This is a genomic window from Haladaptatus pallidirubidus (genome assembly GCF_020700235.1).
GTDB lineage: Archaea > Halobacteriota > Halobacteria > Halobacteriales > Haladaptataceae > Haladaptatus > Haladaptatus pallidirubidus.
The window spans coordinates 821675-839310 of record NZ_CP085301.1 but is presented as its reverse complement, the minus strand read 5'-3'; the positions used below and the strand labels follow the sequence as shown (position 1 = coordinate 839310).

The window sequence follows — 17636 nt, the reverse complement described above, 5'->3', positions numbered from 1 at the left end:
CAGTCGCTCGGGCCGAATCTACGACAAATTACTCTCAGGAGGTCAACGTTGACAGGAACACACAACCAACCGGAGGTGAACATCGGACTCGTCGGGCACGTCGACCACGGGAAAACGACTCTCGTGCAGGCGCTTTCCGGCGAATGGACCGACCAGCACTCCGAAGAGATGAAACGGGGCATCTCGATTCGACTCGGCTATGCGGACGCGACGTTCCGGCAGTGTCCAGACGTGGACGCTCCGGAATGTTACACGGTCGATGAAACATGCCCTGACGGTTCGGACAGCGAACCGATTCGTACAGTTTCGTTCGTGGACGCACCCGGCCACGAAACGCTCATGGCGACGATGCTCTCGGGCGCATCACTGATGGACGGCGCGGTACTCGTCGTCTCGGCCACGGAAACCGTTCCGCAGGCCCAGACCGAAGAGCACCTGATGGCGCTCGACATCATCGGCATCGAGAACATCGTTATCGCACAGAACAAAATCGACCTGGTCGATCGCGACCGGGTGGAGCGCAACTACCAACAGATTCAGGAGTTCGTGGAAGGCACGGTTGCGGAGGACGCACCGGTCGTCCCGATTAGCGCCCAACAGGAGGTCAACATCGACCTGCTGATGCAGGCTATCGAGGAAGAAATTCCGACGCCGGAGCGCAACCCGGACGACGACCCGCAGATGTACGTCGCCCGCAGTTTTGACATCAACCGACCCGGTACGACGTGGGACAAGCTCACGGGCGGCGTCCTCGGTGGCAGTCTCGTGCAGGGGAAACTCACGGAAGGCGACGAACTCGAACTTCGCCCCGGCCGCGAAATCGAGGAGGGCGGCCAAACTCAGTGGGAACCCATCCAAACCGACGTTCGCTCCCTTCAAGCGGGCGGCGAGATGGTGGACGAGGTCACGCCCGGCGGTCTGCTCGGCGTCGGCACCGGACTCGACCCGAGTTACACCAAAGGCGACGCGCTGGCCGGACAGGTCGCTGGAACGCCCGGCAGTCTCCCCCCGACGTGGGAGCAGTTCACGATGAAAATCGACCTGCTCGACCGACTCGTCGGCTTGGACGACGAGCAAATCGACGAAATCAGCACGGGCGAACCGCTCATGCTGACCGTCGGCACCGCGACGACCGTCGGTTCGGTCACCAGCGCGCGCGACGGCGAGTGTGAAGTCGCACTCAAACGCCCCGTCTGCGCGCCGGAAGGCGCGAAAATCGCCATCAACCGCCGTATCGGCGCTCGCTGGCGACTCATCGGAATCGGAACGCTCACTACCAACTGATGGTTCACACGGTCGCCATGGACACGAGCGCGCTCATGATGCCCGTCGAATCCAACGTCAGGGTGTTCGACGAACTCGACAGGCTATTGGGTCAGTTCGAGTGCGTCGCACCTCGATCCGTCATTTCGGAACTCGACGGACTCTCACAGGGCGGCGGCGCGGAAGCGACTGCCGCCAGCGTGGGTGCGGACTTGGCGACTCGCTGTCGAACCATCGACCACAACGAATCGTACGCCGACGACGCATTCGTCGAACTCGCACCCGAGTTCGACTTCGTCGTCACGAACGACGGCCCCCTTCGGCGACGTCTGCTCGACGCTGGCGTTCCGGTAATCCATATAAGGGGGCAGAACAAACTCGCAATCACTCAACCATAGCATGTACAAACGGGTTAGACTGAAAGATACGGTCGAGGTTCCGCCCCAGTTCCTCGCAGATGTAACGCCGGGGCTGGTGCAGCGGCTACTACAGGACAAACTCGAAGGACGGATGGACGAAGACGTCGGCAGTGTCGTTAGCGTCACCGAAGTTCACGATATCGGCCAGGGCGCGGTGCTTCCAAACCGCCCCGGCGTCTACTACGAAGCGGAGTTCGACGCCGTCACGTTCGACCCTCAAATGCAGGAGGTCGTGGACGGGGAGGTCGTGGAGGTCGTCAACTTCGGTGCGTTCGTCGGTATCGGGCCGGTGGACGGACTGCTCCACGTCTCCCAGATTTCGGACGAATATCTCGCCTTCGACGAGGAGAACCAGCAGCTCGCCTCCCGCGAGTCCAACCGCACGCTCGGCGTCGGCGACTCGGTTCGCGCCCGAATCGTGACGAAGAGCATCGACGAGCGCAATCCGCGCGAGAGCAAAATCGGTCTCACGGCGAAGCAGGTCGGACTGGGTAAACACGGCTGGCTGAAAGAAGATCGCGAAGCGCGCCAAGCGACAACCGAGAGTGAGTAACGATGGCCAGTAATCGACTCGCCTGCCGCGACTGCCACGCCGTGCTCCAAGCCGACGAGGAGATCTGCTCGATATGCAACTCCACCAGCCTCACGGAGGACTGGAGCGGCTACGTCGTCATCGCCCACCCCGAAGAGAGCGAAATCGGTCAGGAGATGGGCGTGTCGGAACCGGGAAGCTACGCCCTGAAAGTCAGATAACGTGACCGATTCCGTCGTCTCGCTCCCTCGCACACTGCGAAGTGAGCTAAAGAAACCGCTCGGGCCGATTTTCACCGACGCAGAGACGCTTCTCGAATCCGCTGGAAGTCCACTCGTCGCGGTCGGCGATGTCGTTACCTATCATCTCGAATCGGTCGGCGTCACGCCGGACGTGGCGCTGGTCGATGGATTGACGAAACGCGACGCGGTTGACCCGGAAATCCGCGATGCGGTGAGCGACGACGCTCACCATGTCGCCGTCGAGAATCCTGCAGGAGTGCTCACCAACGACCTCCTTTCCGCGCTCGTGGAGGCGATTGCCGCGCCCGAGCCAACGGTTCTCGTCGTCGATGGGGAAGAAGACCTCGCGGCGCTTCCAGCGGTGCTCGCCGTTCCGGCGGGGGGAACCGTCGTCTACGGCCAGCCGGACGAAGGAATGGTTCTCGTGCAAGTAACGTCGGCCGTGAAAGAAGAAGTCGCCGACCTGCTTTCGCGGATGGACGGCGACACAGAGCGTCTCTTCTCGCTCGTTGATGACGATCGAAATTCGTAATACGCGAACCGGAAATATTTTTTAGGTGTGCCTCGCCACCTCACGGCAATGCCTAGCGGTCGACGTGGGGACGACGTGGCCACCGAATTCACGCGGATGCTCCAGCAGTTGAAACGCCGAGGCTGTAATCTCTTGCTCGTCGGGTCGGTTCCCGATTCCGTTCTCTCCTGTGCCAGTCGGAAGTTCTTCGGCGACCCACACGAACGGCGGTTTCGCGTGGTCGTCCTCACCGGAACGTCCCGGACGACGGTCGACGAACGAGTACCGATGTACGGCACGCACGAAGAGCGCACGACCGTCATCACACATCTGACCGAACTAGCGGATTGCGAAGTCCCCTCGGATCACGTCGATTCGAGCGTTCCGGAGCTTTCGAACGCCGTCTCATCGTCGATAACCTCCTTCGAGACGGACGACGGCCTGCAATCGGGGCAACTCCGAGTCGGGGTGGATTCGCTCGAATCGCTGTTCGAACGCTACGACCCCGAAGCCGTTCAGCGGTTCCTCGGCATTGTTACCGGGCGGATTCGCGGTGCGGACGGGATGGGACATTTCATCTTCCCGCGTGACTACGACCATGACCTGGTGAGCGAACTCGCGCCTCTCTTCGACGGAGTTGTCGAGTACCGTATCGATGGAGAGGGACAAGAACGGTGGCATTTCCCTCACCGTGATTTGCAGTCTCCGTGGCTTCCGTTGTGAGGTACCAATCGCCCACTTCGAAATCCTTTTACACGCTACAGGGAGAAAAGGAGTATAACTGAGTGTTACACATGGAAGTCGAAATCCTCTCACAGGAGCAGAATCCAATGCTCCACCGGAATGAAGTGCGGTTTCAGATAGTTCACGACGAGGCAACGCCCTCGCGCCTCTCGGTTCGAGACAGTCTCGCTGCGAAACTCGACAAGAACGCGGACGAAGTGGTCATTCACGAGATGAGCACGAAGTTCGGCATGCGAAAGACGGTCGGCTACGCGAAAATCTACGACAGTTCGGAACACGCGCGCGACGTCGAACAGGACTATATGCTCGACCGCAACAAAATCACGGCAGATTCGGACGCGGAAGCCGAAGCCGACGCGGAAGCCGAAGCCGAGGAGGCTGAATAATGGCGCGAAACGAACTCTACAACGACGACGGCACGCCCGAGCGAGAACAGTGCCCGCGATGTGGCGACTCGTTCCTCGCAGACCACGGTGACCGCGTTCACTGTGGTAAATGTAGCTACACCGAGTGGAAGTAAATGCGAATCCTCGGCGTCGAGGGTACCGCGTGGGCGGCCAGCGCGGCGGTCTTTTCGACCGAGTCGAACGACGATTCGTCAGAGACCGCTTCTGGTGCTCCCCACAACACGAACACCGATTCCGTTTTTATAGAAACCGACGCGTATCAACCGGAGAGCGGCGGGATTCATCCGCGCGAGGCGGCCGAACACATGAGCGACGCGATTCCGCGGGTCATCGAAACGGCGATGACCGAGGCGGATGGCTCGATTGACGCCGTCGCCTTCTCGCGAGGGCCGGGACTGGGCCCGTGTCTTCGAATCGTCGGAACCGCGGCGCGTGCGCTGGCACAGACGCTGGACGTGCCGTTGGTCGGCGTGAACCACATGGTTGCCCACCTCGAAATCGGGCGACAACAGTCGGGATTCGACTCCCCAATCTGTCTGAACGCGAGCGGCGCGAACGCGCACGTGCTAGGCTACCGAAACGGGCGGTACCGCGTCCTCGGCGAGACGATGGATACGGGCGTCGGCAACGCTATCGACAAGTTCACGCGGCACGTCGGCTGGTCGCACCCCGGCGGGCCGAAGGTCGAATCGGCCGCGAAGGACGGCGAGTACATCGACCTTCCTTACGTCGTGAAGGGGATGGATTTCTCCTTTTCGGGCATCATGAGCGCGGCCAAGCAGGCCGTCGATTCGGGCGAAGCTGTCGAGGACGTTTGCTTTTCCTTGCAGGAGAACATCTTCGCCATGCTGACCGAGGTCGCAGAGCGAGCTTTGTCGCTCACGGGTCGGGACGAACTCGTCCTCGGCGGCGGCGTCGGCCAGAACGCGCGACTCCGCGAGATGCTGGCGGAGATGTGCGACCAACGCGGCGCGGACTTTTACGCCCCCGAACCGCGGTTTCTTCGGGACAACGCGGGGATGATTGCGGTGCTCGGGAAGGAGATGCTGGACGCGGGCGATACGATTCCGGTTGCGAATTCGGCGGTCGATTCGAACTACCGCCCCGACCAAGTGGCCGTTTCGTGGCGAACCGACCGCGAGGAAGTGTTCCGCAATGTCGGCGAGCGCGAGATTCGTGGCGCGGAAGCCACCGTCTCCATCGGTTCCGAGCGCGTTACAAAGCGCAGGGCGGTCAAATCCTACCGCCACTCCGAACTCGACGCGCGTCTTCGAAAGGAGCGCACGACCCTAGAAGCGCGCCTGACGAGTGACGCGCGCCGCGCGGGAGTGCCCACGCCGGTCGTCTACGACGTTGACCTCGTGGAAGCCACAATCGAGTTCGAACGCGTCGGCGAAAGCGACCTCCGCGAGGAGCTGACTCCGTCCCGAGTGCGCGACGTTGGTCGGCATCTCGGTATGATGCACCGGGCGGGAATCGTCCACGGCGACCCGACGACGCGAAACGTCAGGTGCGCGCCCGACCGAGCCTACGTTATCGACTTCGGTCTGGGCTACTACTCCGACGACGTGGAGGACTACGCGATGGATTTGCACGTTTTCAGCCAGAGCCTCGCCGGAACCTCGGACGTGGCCGACGAGTTGTGGCGCGAGTTCGAATCCGCCTACTCGGAATTTGGGGACGAGACGGTGCTTTCGCAACTGCGCGAAATCGAAGGCCGCGGACGGTATCAGTAGGTTCGTTGGTATCGCGCAGGTTTGCGCTTTTTCGATGCTATCGTCGTGACTGCTTTCACTACTTTCCTCACGAGAGCGATGCCCCAAATGCTATTACCGGCGCGGTCATTCGTTATCGTATGTCCGACAAAGAAACCTCAGGAACCCTCTTTGGCATGCCGTACAACTTCGAACGCCCCAGCGTCGGTCGAATGCTGTCGGCCTACTGGAAACCCGGCGAGAAGATGCTGGTTGAAAAGCCGTTCGGCATCGGCTATACGCTCAACCTCGCCAACTGGCGCTCGTGGCTCGTCCTCGCCGTCGCTGGCGTCCTGCTCTGGCACGAACGCAAAGGTCCCGACGAGACGAGCGTCAAGGACGAACCCGTCGAAGTTATCGTGGACGACGACTGATTCGACGCCTCTTTTTGCTCGCGCTCCGCCCTCTTTACCATGATTCGGTTCGTCACCGGCAACGAGGGAAAAGTGCGCGAGGCGCGCGACTATCTGGCCGACGAGGTTCGCCAAATCGAGTACGATTACACCGAAATTCAGCACGACGACCTCGCCGAAATCGCGCTCCACGGCGCGCGGGAAGCGTTCGAAGAAACGGGCGGCGAGGATCCCGTCGTCGTGGATGACGCGGGCCTGTTCATCGACGCGGTCGGCGGCTTCCCCGGTCCCTACTCCGCCTACGTCGAGGACACCCTCGGGGTCGAGCGCGTCTGGCAAATCGCCAAGCAAGAAGAGAACCGCCGCGCCCACTTCCGCTGTGTCGTCGCCTACTACGACGGCGAGGACGCAGAGACCTTCTCCGGCGCGGTGCCCGGAACCCTCGTCGCCCCACGCGGCGACGGCGGGTTCGGCTACGACCCGATTTTCGAACACGAAGGGAAGACGATGGCGGAAATGAGTACGGAAGAAAAGAACGCAATCTCCCACCGCGGGCGGGCGCTGGCGAAGTTCGCGGACTGGTTGGCGGACCGATAATTCAATGCTGAATTGGGAAACCGATTCAGGCTCTCGAATCCCTATCCGCCCCCGGATACTCTCCGCCAACGACCACCTCGTACAGGCTTTCGGGGTCGAATAGCGAAACGAATCCATCGGGCTGCTTGACGCTCACCGAAATTCGGCCCTGAAGCGCGGCCGCGGTTTTGGCACTTCGTAGGCCGTCGTCGTAGGAGACGATGTGCGCCGCGTTTCCGGCGTGGGCGCTGGCGAGCGCGGGATGGTCGCCGGGGGATTGTTCGACCTTGACGCGGAGTTCCGCGATTTTCTCGCGCCAGTCGAGGGCCAGTTCGTCATTCGCCAACTGGCGAATGACCCATTCGGTATCGTCCAGTAGGGCGTCGCTGGCGACGAGTTCGACCCACGAGTGTCCGCGAACGATATCCATCGCTTCGCGAGCGTCCTCGCCGACTAACAAATCCGCGGCCAGCACGTCCGCATCGACGGCGATGCGAGCGGGATTCGGATTACTCATTTCTCCGCTCCGACAGCGTCTCTCGGACGGTTCCTACGCTTGTTCCGAACTGCTCCGCGCGGTCGAACAGGTCGTGCCACGTCATGGATTGATCTGCGAGGTCGAGGGGGAAAAGCGCTCGTTTCGCTGCGAAAATCGTTCGGTTGGTCAGGCCGATTCGTTTCCGAGCATGTCCGTCGCCACCGACTTCTCGTAGTTCAGCGCGTCGAGTTCGACGCGCTCTGTGTAGCCCCGATACTCCACGACGACGTAGTAGCTGACCGAAAGCGTGCTGTCCTCACCCCGTTCGAGGTGCGTTTTCCACCACGTGCCGAGTTTCGAATTGTCGAGCGGAACGGTGTCCCGAACCGTCGCTTGGCTGTTCGGTTCGATTTCGATTGACCGCTCGTTCGATTCGTCCGAGAGGACGACGTAGTTCATCGCCACGCGATAGCCGATTTCGGTGATGCGTATCGGCTCGTTCTGGTCGTTTTTCACGGTGGCGGACGATTCGATTGGCGTCTCGGCCACCGTCGCATCGCCCCACTCCGCTTGCGTCTCGGAGATGGTTCCGACCTGCTGTCCCGCGACCGAAAACTCCAACGTCGAACTCGAATCCACCGGCCCGAGCATGTCGGTCGTAATGGTTCCGCGCTCCGCTTCGCCGCCGACTGGCAAACGGGCGAATCCGGCATCGACCGTCACGTCTCGTTCGACCACGCGGTCGGTTTTCTCGCCGTTGTTGACGTGGCTGACCCACCACCGTTGAACCTCTCGGTTGGTGATATCACCCGACAGTTCGAGGTCGGTGCGACCCGAGTCGAGATTCCGACTCGTCCGGCCTTCGACCAACTGTACGTCGTTCATCAGCACGCGGTAGTTCGCATCGACCGAGAGGTGGTCGGCGAACAACGATCCCGGTTCGTTCGGGTTCCTCACGACTGCGCTCGTTTTAATTCCGGTGTTGCCGGTTTCAGGGACGATCCACTCGCTCTCGACCGACTGGAGTTTCGGCGGTTGGAACTCGGTCGCTTCGGTTCGCGGCACGGTTTTCGTGGTCGCCTCGCCGCCGCCCAACACGTCGGTCGTGAAGACGACGCGCTCGCTCAGGAAGGGGAGCGTCACTCGCTTCGTTTCGCCGTCCTCGGCGAGGGTGGCGTAAAACTGCACGTCCATCGTGGTCTGCTCGCCGTTTTCGACGTGACGCTCCCACCACGTCGGCAGCTTGCCGTTGTCGAACGTCGAGTCGATGGAGAACGTCGTTTCCTCGCCGGGTTCGACGTGGACGCCGCCGTCGGTCGTTCCCTCGGCGACGGGTACGTCGTTCATCGTGATAGTGTAACCGAGTTGCGAGAAGACCACTTCCCCGCTGGTCGGGTTCTCCACGGTTGCGGCGACGGTGAGGGGAGTTCGTTCTTTCGTCGCTTCGCCCCACTCGGCGTCGGTTTCGGTCACACGGAGAACCGTCCTCTCTCCGGCGGTCATCGTTTGTGTCTCCTCGCTTTCGAACGCGCCGAGGAGATTCGTCTCGAACGAGCGTTCTTCCGCGGCAAGTTTCTTCGAAATCAGTGGAAAGCGGATTTCGGGTCGGATGCTCACGGTCGTCCGCTCGCCGTTGTTGATGTGGCTCGCCCACCACGCGGGAATCTTTCGATTGTCCATCCGCGTCGAAAGCGAAATCGTGGAATCTCCGGTCGGGACTCCGACGTTTTCACTCGTTCCCTCGGCGACGGTCACATCGTTCATTTCGACTGCGTAGTTCACATCCGCAACGCCGGGGACGCCGACGGAATTCGGATTGTGGACTGCGATTTCCGTCCGAATTTCGCTCGTTTCCGGAGTTACCGCGCCCCAGTCGGTTCGCACTTCTTCGACGGTCGGTTGGCCGACGGTCAGCATCCCTGAGGTGACGGCCACCCCGAGTCCACCGGCAGTGATGACGAACGCCGATAGCACCCCGGCGACGAACTTGCCGAACAGGCTACGCGGTATCACAAACTCCTCTTAAATATGATGTATCGAACCAAACGCAGTTCATCAGTGGAGCAGTTCGTCCGAAACCCCAAGTATGTTTACCTGTAATTATCCACTGAGGGAATCGCATTTCTAAATTGAATATTAAAAATATTACAATAATATACCTGTCGTTCCTGCATCAATCATTCTTCTACTGATATGTATTCAGGGTGCCGACTCCTACTGCTCCGCGGCCTGTGCCAGTTCCGCGAGTTCGTCCCGAACTTCGTCGCTCACCGGGCGGTGCGGTCGGCGCGGCGCACCCGCGGGTGCGCCGCGCGCTTGCATGACCGCCTTCGCGCCGGGGACGCCGTATTCGGCGGTAATCGCCCGGTTCAGTTCGACCAGTCGGGCATTCAACTGCCGGGCTTGTGCGCCGTGGCCGCCCTGCTGTAACCGATAGATTTCGCTCGCGCGTTCGGGTGCGACGTTCGCCAGCGCGAGGACGCCGCCGTCGGCACCGGCGTCGAGTCCGGCGGCGAAGATGTTTCCGCTTCCAACCAGCAGGTCGAAATCAGCGTCCTCGGTGCGGGCGCGCTCTCGCTGGAGCCTGGTCAGATTCCCGCTCGAATCCTTCATCCCGGCGATGTTATCGTGATCGGCGAGTTCGCCGACCACTTCCGGCGAGAGGACGACGTCGGTGAAGACCGGAACGCTGTAGAGGTACACCGGAACCGGACTTTCCTCGGCCACGGTTCGGTAGTAGTTGGCCAACGTCGCGTCGTCGTGACCGAAGTAGAAGGGCGTTATCACGAGCGCGGCGTCGGCTCCCGCCTCCGCCGCGAGGTTGGTCTGGCGAAGCGTTTCCCGGAGTCCGGGGTGGCCGGTTCCGGCGAGAACCGGAACGGTTGCTTCGTCCGCGACGATTTCGGTGACTCGGTTTCGCTCCTCGACGCTCATCAGTTCTGCCTCGCTGTTCGACCCGCAAGGGACGATGAAATCCACGCCGCGGTCTTCGACCCACGCAACTAGTTCGCGGAGGTCGTCTTCTCGGAGGTCGCCCTCGTCGTCGAACGGTGTCAGTAACGGGACGCCAGTTCCGTGCATGGCTCTCACATCTCACGCCGTGACTATGAAATCGGTGGTAGCGGTAGGGTCGTACAGCCGTCTGACGCGGTTTTAAGTTGCCGTCGCGCCGAGATAAAATCGGGCGCGCACAACACTCTCTCCCATCCTCCCACTTTGCGCGCCCGGCACACCACCCACATCCTCCCTGCCTCGCTCTCCCACACCTCCACTTCGGTACTCCCCTTTCGGCAGGCGGTTCTTGATTTGACGTAGAGGTATCCTGATAATTCTAGACGACACCTGCCCCCTCGACAAACAGTTCATAACAAAGGGGTATCCCGTCTTTCTTCAATTTGCGCCCGACGGCTTGGGCGCGAAGCGTGTCGCAGTCTCGCGGTGGGTTTCCGGCGGGGCCGGGGGCTCTGGCGGCGGGTTGGCTTCCCGTTACAGTGTCACCAATCTCCCCACGAAAGTTCTCGTCCCGGACGACCCTAGAACCCCGCGCTGCCCAATCGTTTTTACTTTCGCGTCGAATCAAACAGCGACGCAAACGTTCGACGCCGACAAAAAATACTGACTCCCGTCCGGCAGCTATGCGGAACCCTGTAGTCGTTCGCGCACCGCCGGGAGCGCATCCCGTGAGGCGATAAGCGCGACGCGGTCGCCGCCTTCGAGTGCGGTTCCGGGGAGCGGTATCGTCATCCGCTCGTGAGAGCGCCCGTGGGCGTAAATTCGCGCTTCGGTCGGTAGTTCGACGGCTTCGACGTGCGTGCCGACGAGCGACGAGCCGTCCGGAATCGTCATCGTCGTCAACTGCAAGTTGGCGGTTAAATCCGCGATAACGTCGAAATCACCGCCCAGCAGGGCCGTCTTCGCCCCCGCCGCGCCAAGGCGTTCGGGGTAGATGACTTCGTCCACGTCGTCGGCGAACTTGTGGTAGATGTCCTCCCGGTAGTCCTCGTCGATTCGCATGACGGTTCGACAGCCGTGGTGCTTCCCGACCATGCAGGCCGCGAAGTTGACGTTCAAATCCCCGGTCAATCCGGCGACCGCGTCCGCCGAGTCGATACCGGCCTCGATCAGCGTGTTCTCGTCCGACCCGTCGCCTTCGACGACTTCGAAGCCTTCCTTGCGCGCTCGCTCGACTTTGTCTGGGTTGTTTTCTACAATGACGAGGTCGTGTCCCTCTTCGGTCAGCACTCGAGCGGTTCGCAATCCGACACGGCCGGAACCCACGATAACAAATCGCATGGCTGTGTGAAAGCGAAGCGAGAACAAAAACGTTGGTGTGTCGGGATTGGTCACTCTATCGGTACACGACCGAACCGTTGCCGTGTCGCTACGCTTCTCGCAGTTCGTAAAGCCCGCCTTGGATGCGGACTTCTCCCTCACTGCTTCCCACGTAGAGGTTCCCGTTGACGATTGCAGGTGTCGTCCAGACCCGGTTTTTGCCGTGGTCGTGGAGCCACCTCGTTTCGCCAGTTTCCGCGTCGAAGGCGTAGAACTTGTTGTAATCCGTCCCCACGTACACGACGCCGTCGGCGACGACTGGTCCAATCCACGTTGCGACCGTTTCGTCCGTCCGACTCCAGATTACGCTCCCGTCTTGGAGGTCGAGCGCGTAGAACTGGCTGTCTTTTCGGGCATAGCCACGAACGACGCGGTCGAGGCTATCGTTCCGGTCGCCCTATCCAACACCGATTGCGTCACCGACGTACACTTTCCCGTTTGCAACCGCGACGGACGGCCATCCGGCGACTGCCCCATTTTCGAACCGCCACTGTTCGCTTCCGTCATCAGCATCGAGCGCGTACAGGTAGCGTTCTCTATCTCCGACGATGAGCGTTCCGTTCGCAACGGTCGGTGTCATATCAAAGACTGCTCCCTCGGCTCCTGCATCGAACGTCCACTGCTGTTCGCCCGTTTCCACATCGAGCGCGTATAGACCGTCAAGCCAAGTCGTAAAGTAGACGCTGTCGTCGGTGACCGCAGGTGCCACAACTCCGTCATCCAGCCGAATATCCATCTGTGTGTGCCACTTCTCCGTTCCGTCGTTGGCGTTCAGCGCATGTGCTCCTGTGGCGTTGATGACGTAGACGATTCCATCAGTTATCACGGGGTGACTGAAATCGCCTTCGACCGTAGTTGACCACAGTTCGCTTCCGTCGTCGGTCGAAAATCCTCGGATGAAGGTTTCTTCGGAGTATTCACTCGTAATGACACAAACGACACCATCTCCGACCGTTGGCCGACTGACCGACTCCTCGAAGGTCTTTGACCACCGATTCTTTTTGTCCGTGTAATCCCACGCACGAAGTTGGCTCTCGGTACTGGCATCTCCTTCTTTCATACTGTAGAAGACTGCACCATCCCCGACTACGGGTGCGTATGTGTCTTCGACCTCGACACATCCCGTCGCAAGTGGAATGTTCGTCGTCTCGACATCGCTTTTCGAGCCGCTGGCGGTGGGGTTGTAGCCAGTGTGGGCGGCATCGTACTGGGAGTTCGGCCACTCTTCATCCGGATTCAGTCCGTCGTCGGTATCATCCATTTGCGCTGTACCGGTTGTCCCGGATACGCTTGCCGCGCCAGCGCTGACACTGACTACTTTGAGAAACGTTCGCCGCGACGTATCGACGTGTTTTGACATCAGGCATTGGTTAATAGCATACTGTGTTTATTATCTCGAATAAATCGCTGCGTTGTTCGATTTTGTAGACACGAAAAACACGGGTATCGAAAATCATACACAGTATTCTAGTCGGTATTCCAATATTGGTTTAGGTAGTATTGAAAGCTAGAATATGGGATTTCAAAAACACGATTAAAATAATTCTATAATGATATCATTCTGTGTCTCCGCTGACTACTATTGATTATATGATAATTAATGAAATTGTTCCAAACAGGAAAAGGTAGAAAATATTGACACACTAACTAGTTTCCTCCGTTCGAAGAGTCGTTGGTTTGGTGATGAAATAACCTCACGAAATCGTATATAATTAATGCTACTCGATCCTCCATTAGTGTCCAACTCGTGTCTCTGTCCGGTTTGAACCGTCATTCGAACATTTATCGTAATCGAGACACCACCATAGAGTTGAATAGAAAGCCTAGGCCGGGATTTGAACCCGGGCTCTCGTCCTTACCAAGGACGCGCTTTACCGCTAAGCTACCCAGGCGCAGGCATCTATTTCTACACACGGAACTGTCTTTAGGCGTTTCGATTTCGGTCAGGGGTCGGTCGCCGATGACGGCGGTTCGTCGATGTGATTCGGGCGGCGTCGGGACAGCTTTGCGAGCCTATCCACGGTGTCGTCGGGAAGGTTCGAACTCGACTCGTGTTCGGCCACCGTCGCCGCGAGTTGTTCTGCGTACCGTCGGGTTCCCGTCGGTCGGTCGTCGCCCGTCGCCGTCGTTCCAGCGACGATGGCGAGTTCGAACACGTCGATTTCGAGCGCGCCGTCACTGTTTTCCGTTGTTTGGTCGCGACCGAAGGATTTGACGGTGCGAACTGCCGTTTCGGCGGCTTCCGTGCGCGCGAGAAGCGAAAATCCGCGGGAGACCATCACGTCCGCCGCGAGAACCGCGATGTTGCTCTCGGTGTGTGACGATTCCGCGTTCCACGGTTCGTCGTGCGCGAGCGTCCGCGTGAGTCGCAATCCTTCGTAGATGAGTTGGACGCCCGCGGCGCGACGCTCGATTTCGCTCGCACTGACATCGTCATCGCCCGTCCGCACGCTGAGCAGCGTTAGCACACCCGGGATTATTCCCGACGATTCCAGCAGTCCGTCGATGTATTCGCGGAGTCGCGCTGGCGTAATGTCCTCGATAGCCTCGCGCGCTGACCCGCGCGCCCGGACGGCCTCTTCCATTGTCGGGGCTTACGACGGAACTGCCAAAGACCTTTGGAAAGCATCGTCAACTAGCCGTATGATTCGTATAACCGACGCCTCGAAAATTAGAACGATTACTATCGACCGCCCCGAATCGCGCAACGCGCTCACCTCCGAAAACCTCGACGGCCTCGCGGAGGCCGTGGAACACACAAACAAACCAGTCATCTATCTCCACGGTGAAGGCACCGCCTTTTGTGCCGGTGCCGACCTCGACGCTGTCGCCGAGCTGAACCGTGAATCGGCGGAGGCGTTCGCGGAACGCGGCCAGCGTACCGCGAACGCTATCGAACGCGGCGACAGCGTCGTCGTCGCCGGAATCGACGGTTTCGCCCGCGGCGGCGGGGTAGAACTCGCGCTCGCCTGCGACCTACGGGTTGCCACCCCGGAAGCGACGTTCGCTGAACCGGGGGTGCAACTCGGTATTTTCGGCGCGTGGGGCGGCACCGCCCGACTTCCCGAAATCGTCGGATTGGGGGAGGCCCTCGACCTCGCGCTATCGGGCCGGGTCGTGGACGCGACCGAAGCCCGACGGATGGGCTTGATTTCGCGCATCACCGACGACCCGAGAACGGTCGCCGAGGAAATCGCCGAAAATGCGCCCGATGCACTCCGAGTCGTCAAAGCCCGCGTCCGAGACCGGTCTTCGGTCGGCGTGCAGGCCGCCCGCGAAGCCGAGACGTTCGGCGAACTCGTGGCGGAACACGCCGAGGATATCGCCGCTCAACGGGAGTAAGACGGCAAGAATCGGGCAATTCAGCACCAGTTCACAGCGGTTCTGGTGCTGGCGGAACCGCGCGCTTGTGCTCGCTTCGGGCGAACATCGACTCGATTCTAGAAACGTCGTCCTCGCTCACGCCGTCAATCTGCCGAGCGGTCGCGGAGACGGAGAGCGGGCCATCGATGTGGAGTGCCAGCACCGCGTCCAGCGTGTCGTAGTCGATGCCCAACTCCTCTTCGTCGGTCTGCCCGACCCAGAGACCGGCGGTGGGTTCCTTCTCCGCCAGTTCGTCGGAGACGCCGACGTGTTTCGCCAGTTGGCGCACCTGCTGTTTGTAGAGGTTGCCGATTGGGTGGCAGTCCACCGCTCCGTCGCCGTACTTCGTGAAATACCCCACGAGCGCCTCGGTGCGGTTGCCGGTGCCGAGCACCAACGAACCTTGGTGGTTCGCAACGAGGTAGCTCAACACCGCTCGCGTGCGGGCCCGGGCGTTGCCCACCGCCATCTGGTCGCCCTCCGCCTCGCCGTAGGTGTTCAGGAACTTGTCCACGATGGGGTTGATTTCGAACACGTCGTAGGAGATGCCGAGTTCTTGGGCGACCCACTCCGCGTCGCTCATGTTGTCCTCGCGGCTCACCGCGCCGGGCATGACGAGGCCGTGCAGGTTCTCGGTTCCGAGGGCCTCCACCGCGAGATAGGCAGTCAGCGTACTATCGATTCCGCCCGACAGGCCGAGAACCGCCGAATCGGTGCCCGCCGACGAAACCATCTCTTCGATGAAATCCGTGATGTGTTCGCGGTGGGCGTCGAGTTCCGATTCCGAGAGTTCGAGGTCTATCATGGTCGGCTGTTGGTCTGCTGATGACTAAAAGTTCCCCGATGGTAGTGGATTTGTGGACGAATGTTTTGGCTGGGGGATGTTGAAGTGGAGTCGGGACGTAGTAGGGTTGCAGTCGTTCGAGTGCGCCGGTGTCTGAGCGAACGAAGCGAGGTCAGACTCGGCGCGTAAGGACCGAAGCGACGAAACGCGCCGGTGGTCTAGTGGTAGGACATGAGCTTCCCAAGCTCATAGCCCGGGTTCGACTCCCGGTCGGCGCATTCCACGAACCCTCTCATTTGCTCTTTCTCTAAAACCCATCTCTCGAACAGCTCTTCGAACAGCGGAACGACCATTTTCGATACTCTATAAAACTGCAACTGTAACCAATCAGGGTTACGTTACGCTTCTAACGTAACTACTTTACCTTATTCCAGAATTCGTGAGTACATGAACACCGGGCTGCGGAGGTACGTCACGCGATACCCGAATCAACTCCGCTCGCGGGCAGTGGTTAAGACGCTCCTCTATCGGGTTTTCATGCTCGTCGTCACCGTCGCCGTCGCACTGCTGGTCACCGAGAGCACTACCGACGCAGTGAGCATCGGTATCGCTACGAACATCGTTAAAACCGGCACGTATTACTGCTACGAGCGATTGTGGGACAGAATCGCATGGGGTGTCTGAATTCCACCGAAATCATTACTGGGAGTCCCGATGCTCCCGTAGCCCCAGAATCTCCGCCACACCGTCCCCGCCAAACTTCATCGGCCTGCGCCACCACGGTCCTTTTCCCGAATCGCTCGATAACTCAGTCACTACCCAATTCGCCTCTGCCCCCGCCTCGGAACTACTCATCGGAACCGCAGTTTCGTACAGCCCAGACCCATTCTTAGACCCCTCCAACAACACCTCGGCGTCGAACGCTTCGCGTTTCAGGTGCGCATTGTTTGCAAAAACCTCCTGCGTTCCCTCTCCCAACTCCGCAAATTCCGCACCGGAAATCGGCTCCCGAGCGAGTCGAAACTGGCCGATGATGTACGCGCCCCAGTCGGGAGCAATCCACTCGTGCTTCGATTCTCCAACCCTGCGCTCCGACTCCTCGGCAGTCGAAAGCGTCGCATAGAAGAAGACGTAATCGTCCTCGTCCAGTTCCAAGAGTGGACGAGCTTTAACCCCGAAGGGGTCGCCGTAGGTGTATCGCTCACAGCAGGGGTACTCCGCGAACTCCGGGTCGAGATGAACCGGAAGTTCGTCCGCACCGTTGGGCAGTTCGACCGAGAGGCCAAGGTCTGCGTAGGTTGGGACGTCACGACTGGTCGGTTCCGGCTCGGGAATCGGGACGTACTCGAAGCTCCCGTCCGAGAAAACCGGGCCGCGGACGCCGGGTTGGTTGGTGTTTGCGGCGACGTTGATGGCGACGGCGCGAGGCATAGCGGTCTGTGGGAACGCGGACGGGAAAAGCGTGACTACCGGCTACCGCGAGCGATGTTCTGCTCCGATAAGTATCGACACGCGACTACCAAACTCCGAGCGGTTCGACGCACTCCCGGCAGAATGTGTATTCCGCTCCGTTTTCCGTTCCGCAGTGTGGACACGGGCGAATGCTCGGGTCGGCGGTGCTGGTCTCGCTGAACTCTTCGAGAACGCTCTCCTTTCGAATGTCGTCCGGCGCACGTCCTTCGGGACCCGATGGCGTAGACTGAAGGAGCGGCGAATCCTCGTCGCTCCGGAGAAACCGATAGATGAGTAGCTGTAGTCCCGCGAAGAGGACGACGTACAGGACGATCCACCCCCAGACGTTCATGCTACATCATGTTATATGTCGTCATGCTACTTGGTAGCTTCGCACACTTCTATCGGGCAGTTTTAGAAGCGTTG

Annotated in this window: 23 protein-coding genes, 2 tRNA genes and 1 pseudogene; 14 read left to right on the top strand and 12 right to left on the bottom strand. The window is 60.1% G+C overall.

Annotation, left to right across the window (positions count from 1 at the left end; all coding sequences use genetic code 11):
* Positions 1-48 precede the first annotated feature (48 nt).
* The 11 genes from LIX15_RS04835 to LIX15_RS04785 all read left to right on the top strand — a co-directional run bounded on the left by LIX15_RS04835 (position 49) and on the right by LIX15_RS04785 (position 6822).
* On the top strand, positions 49-1284 hold the full coding sequence (locus LIX15_RS04835; RefSeq protein WP_227776372.1) for a translation initiation factor IF-2 subunit gamma: 1236 nt from the start codon (positions 49-51) through the stop codon (positions 1282-1284).
* Between the two features lie 17 nt (positions 1285-1301).
* On the top strand, positions 1302-1661 hold the full coding sequence (locus LIX15_RS04830; RefSeq protein ID WP_345410699.1) for a type II toxin-antitoxin system VapC family toxin: 360 nt from the start codon (positions 1302-1304) through the stop codon (positions 1659-1661).
* 1 nt (position 1662) lies between these two features.
* Entirely contained in the window at positions 1663-2235 is a 573-nt protein-coding gene (locus LIX15_RS04825; RefSeq protein WP_227776370.1) for a DNA-directed RNA polymerase, read from the top strand.
* A 2-nt stretch (positions 2236-2237) separates the two neighbouring features.
* Positions 2238-2435 carry a transcription elongation factor subunit Spt4 gene (spt4, locus tag LIX15_RS04820; RefSeq protein ID WP_049969529.1) on the top strand — a complete coding sequence of 66 codons (198 nt, stop codon included), beginning with the start codon at positions 2238-2240 and terminating at the stop codon, positions 2433-2435.
* Between the two features lies 1 nt (position 2436).
* Entirely contained in the window at positions 2437-2988 is a 552-nt protein-coding gene (locus LIX15_RS04815) for a GTP-dependent dephospho-CoA kinase family protein (protein WP_227776369.1), read from the top strand.
* A gap of 48 nt (positions 2989-3036) precedes the next feature.
* Complete coding sequence (locus LIX15_RS04810) at positions 3037-3690, top strand: DUF7504 family protein (protein WP_227776368.1); 654 nt, start codon at positions 3037-3039, stop codon at positions 3688-3690.
* A 71-nt stretch (positions 3691-3761) separates the two neighbouring features.
* Positions 3762-4097, top strand: coding sequence for a 30S ribosomal protein S24e (locus LIX15_RS04805; RefSeq protein ID WP_227776367.1), 336 nt, complete (start codon positions 3762-3764; stop codon positions 4095-4097).
* On the top strand, positions 4097-4231 hold the full coding sequence (locus tag LIX15_RS04800; protein ID WP_227776366.1) for a 30S ribosomal protein S27ae: 135 nt from the start codon (positions 4097-4099) through the stop codon (positions 4229-4231). Before LIX15_RS04805 ends, LIX15_RS04800 begins: the two co-directional genes overlap by 1 nt.
* A complete protein-coding gene (locus tag LIX15_RS04795) occupies positions 4232-5854 on the top strand; it encodes a bifunctional N(6)-L-threonylcarbamoyladenine synthase/serine/threonine protein kinase (protein ID WP_227776365.1) in 1623 nt (540 codons plus the stop codon).
* 119 nt (positions 5855-5973) lie between these two features.
* Positions 5974-6246, top strand: a complete 273-nt coding sequence (locus LIX15_RS04790) for a DUF5808 domain-containing protein (RefSeq protein WP_227776364.1) — start codon at positions 5974-5976, stop codon at positions 6244-6246.
* Between the two features lie 39 nt (positions 6247-6285).
* Positions 6286-6822, top strand: a complete 537-nt coding sequence (locus LIX15_RS04785) for an XTP/dITP diphosphatase (RefSeq protein WP_227776363.1) — start codon at positions 6286-6288, stop codon at positions 6820-6822.
* A gap of 25 nt (positions 6823-6847) precedes the next feature.
* On the opposite strand, the gene LIX15_RS04780 is transcribed toward LIX15_RS04785, so the two are convergent.
* From LIX15_RS04780 to LIX15_RS04740, 9 genes and pseudogenes are all read right to left on the bottom strand, one after another.
* Entirely contained in the window at positions 6848-7318 is a 471-nt protein-coding gene (locus LIX15_RS04780) for a DUF7384 family protein (RefSeq protein ID WP_227776362.1), read from the bottom strand.
* A gap of 147 nt (positions 7319-7465) precedes the next feature.
* A complete protein-coding gene (locus LIX15_RS04775; protein WP_227776361.1) occupies positions 7466-9292 on the bottom strand; it encodes an LEA/WHy family protein in 1827 nt (608 codons plus the stop codon).
* A 201-nt stretch (positions 9293-9493) separates the two neighbouring features.
* Complete coding sequence (locus tag LIX15_RS04770; protein ID WP_227776360.1) at positions 9494-10360, bottom strand: dihydrodipicolinate synthase family protein; 867 nt, start codon at positions 10358-10360, stop codon at positions 9494-9496.
* A 250-nt stretch (positions 10361-10610) separates the two neighbouring features.
* Positions 10611-10859 (bottom strand): hypothetical protein, encoded by a 249-nt coding sequence (locus LIX15_RS04765; RefSeq protein ID WP_227776359.1) that lies wholly within the window; start codon positions 10857-10859, stop codon positions 10611-10613.
* A 53-nt stretch (positions 10860-10912) separates the two neighbouring features.
* Positions 10913-11572 (bottom strand): potassium channel family protein, encoded by a 660-nt coding sequence (locus LIX15_RS04760; protein ID WP_227776358.1) that lies wholly within the window; start codon positions 11570-11572, stop codon positions 10913-10915.
* An 88-nt stretch (positions 11573-11660) separates the two neighbouring features.
* A pseudogene (locus LIX15_RS04755) lies at positions 11661-11942 on the bottom strand (outer membrane protein assembly factor BamB family protein); the annotation flags it as partial.
* 66 nt (positions 11943-12008) lie between these two features.
* A complete protein-coding gene (locus LIX15_RS04750) occupies positions 12009-12971 on the bottom strand; it encodes a PQQ-binding-like beta-propeller repeat protein (RefSeq protein WP_227776357.1) in 963 nt (320 codons plus the stop codon).
* A gap of 460 nt (positions 12972-13431) precedes the next feature.
* Positions 13432-13503: transfer RNA gene (locus LIX15_RS04745), tRNA-Thr, on the bottom strand.
* 51 nt (positions 13504-13554) lie between these two features.
* Positions 13555-14196: a DUF7114 family protein gene (locus tag LIX15_RS04740; RefSeq protein WP_227776356.1), complete on the bottom strand. Its 642-nt coding sequence runs from the start codon at positions 14194-14196 to the stop codon at positions 13555-13557.
* Positions 14197-14254: 58 nt separating this feature from the next.
* Between LIX15_RS04740 and LIX15_RS04735 the strand changes: the two genes are divergently transcribed.
* Complete coding sequence (locus tag LIX15_RS04735; RefSeq protein WP_227776355.1) at positions 14255-14953, top strand: enoyl-CoA hydratase/isomerase family protein; 699 nt, start codon at positions 14255-14257, stop codon at positions 14951-14953.
* A gap of 31 nt (positions 14954-14984) precedes the next feature.
* On the opposite strand, the gene LIX15_RS04730 is transcribed toward LIX15_RS04735, so the two are convergent.
* Positions 14985-15779, bottom strand: a complete 795-nt coding sequence (locus tag LIX15_RS04730) for an NAD+ synthase (RefSeq protein WP_227776354.1) — start codon at positions 15777-15779, stop codon at positions 14985-14987.
* 186 nt (positions 15780-15965) lie between these two features.
* On the opposite strand from LIX15_RS04730, the gene LIX15_RS04725 reads away from it, so the two are divergent.
* Together LIX15_RS04725 and LIX15_RS04720 are read left to right on the top strand one after the other, a co-directional pair.
* Positions 15966-16036: transfer RNA gene (locus tag LIX15_RS04725), tRNA-Gly, on the top strand.
* Between the two features lie 169 nt (positions 16037-16205).
* Positions 16206-16442, top strand: coding sequence for a DUF2061 domain-containing protein (locus LIX15_RS04720; protein ID WP_227776353.1), 237 nt, complete (start codon positions 16206-16208; stop codon positions 16440-16442).
* A gap of 15 nt (positions 16443-16457) precedes the next feature.
* Here the strand turns inward: LIX15_RS04720 and LIX15_RS04715 are convergent, their stop codons facing one another.
* Both LIX15_RS04715 and LIX15_RS04710 read right to left on the bottom strand, forming a co-directional pair.
* Entirely contained in the window at positions 16458-17189 is a 732-nt protein-coding gene (locus LIX15_RS04715; protein WP_227776352.1) for an Nmad3 family putative nucleotide modification protein, read from the bottom strand.
* An 85-nt stretch (positions 17190-17274) separates the two neighbouring features.
* On the bottom strand, positions 17275-17562 hold the full coding sequence (locus LIX15_RS04710; RefSeq protein WP_227776351.1) for a DUF7577 domain-containing protein: 288 nt from the start codon (positions 17560-17562) through the stop codon (positions 17275-17277).
* Positions 17563-17636 lie beyond the last annotated feature (74 nt).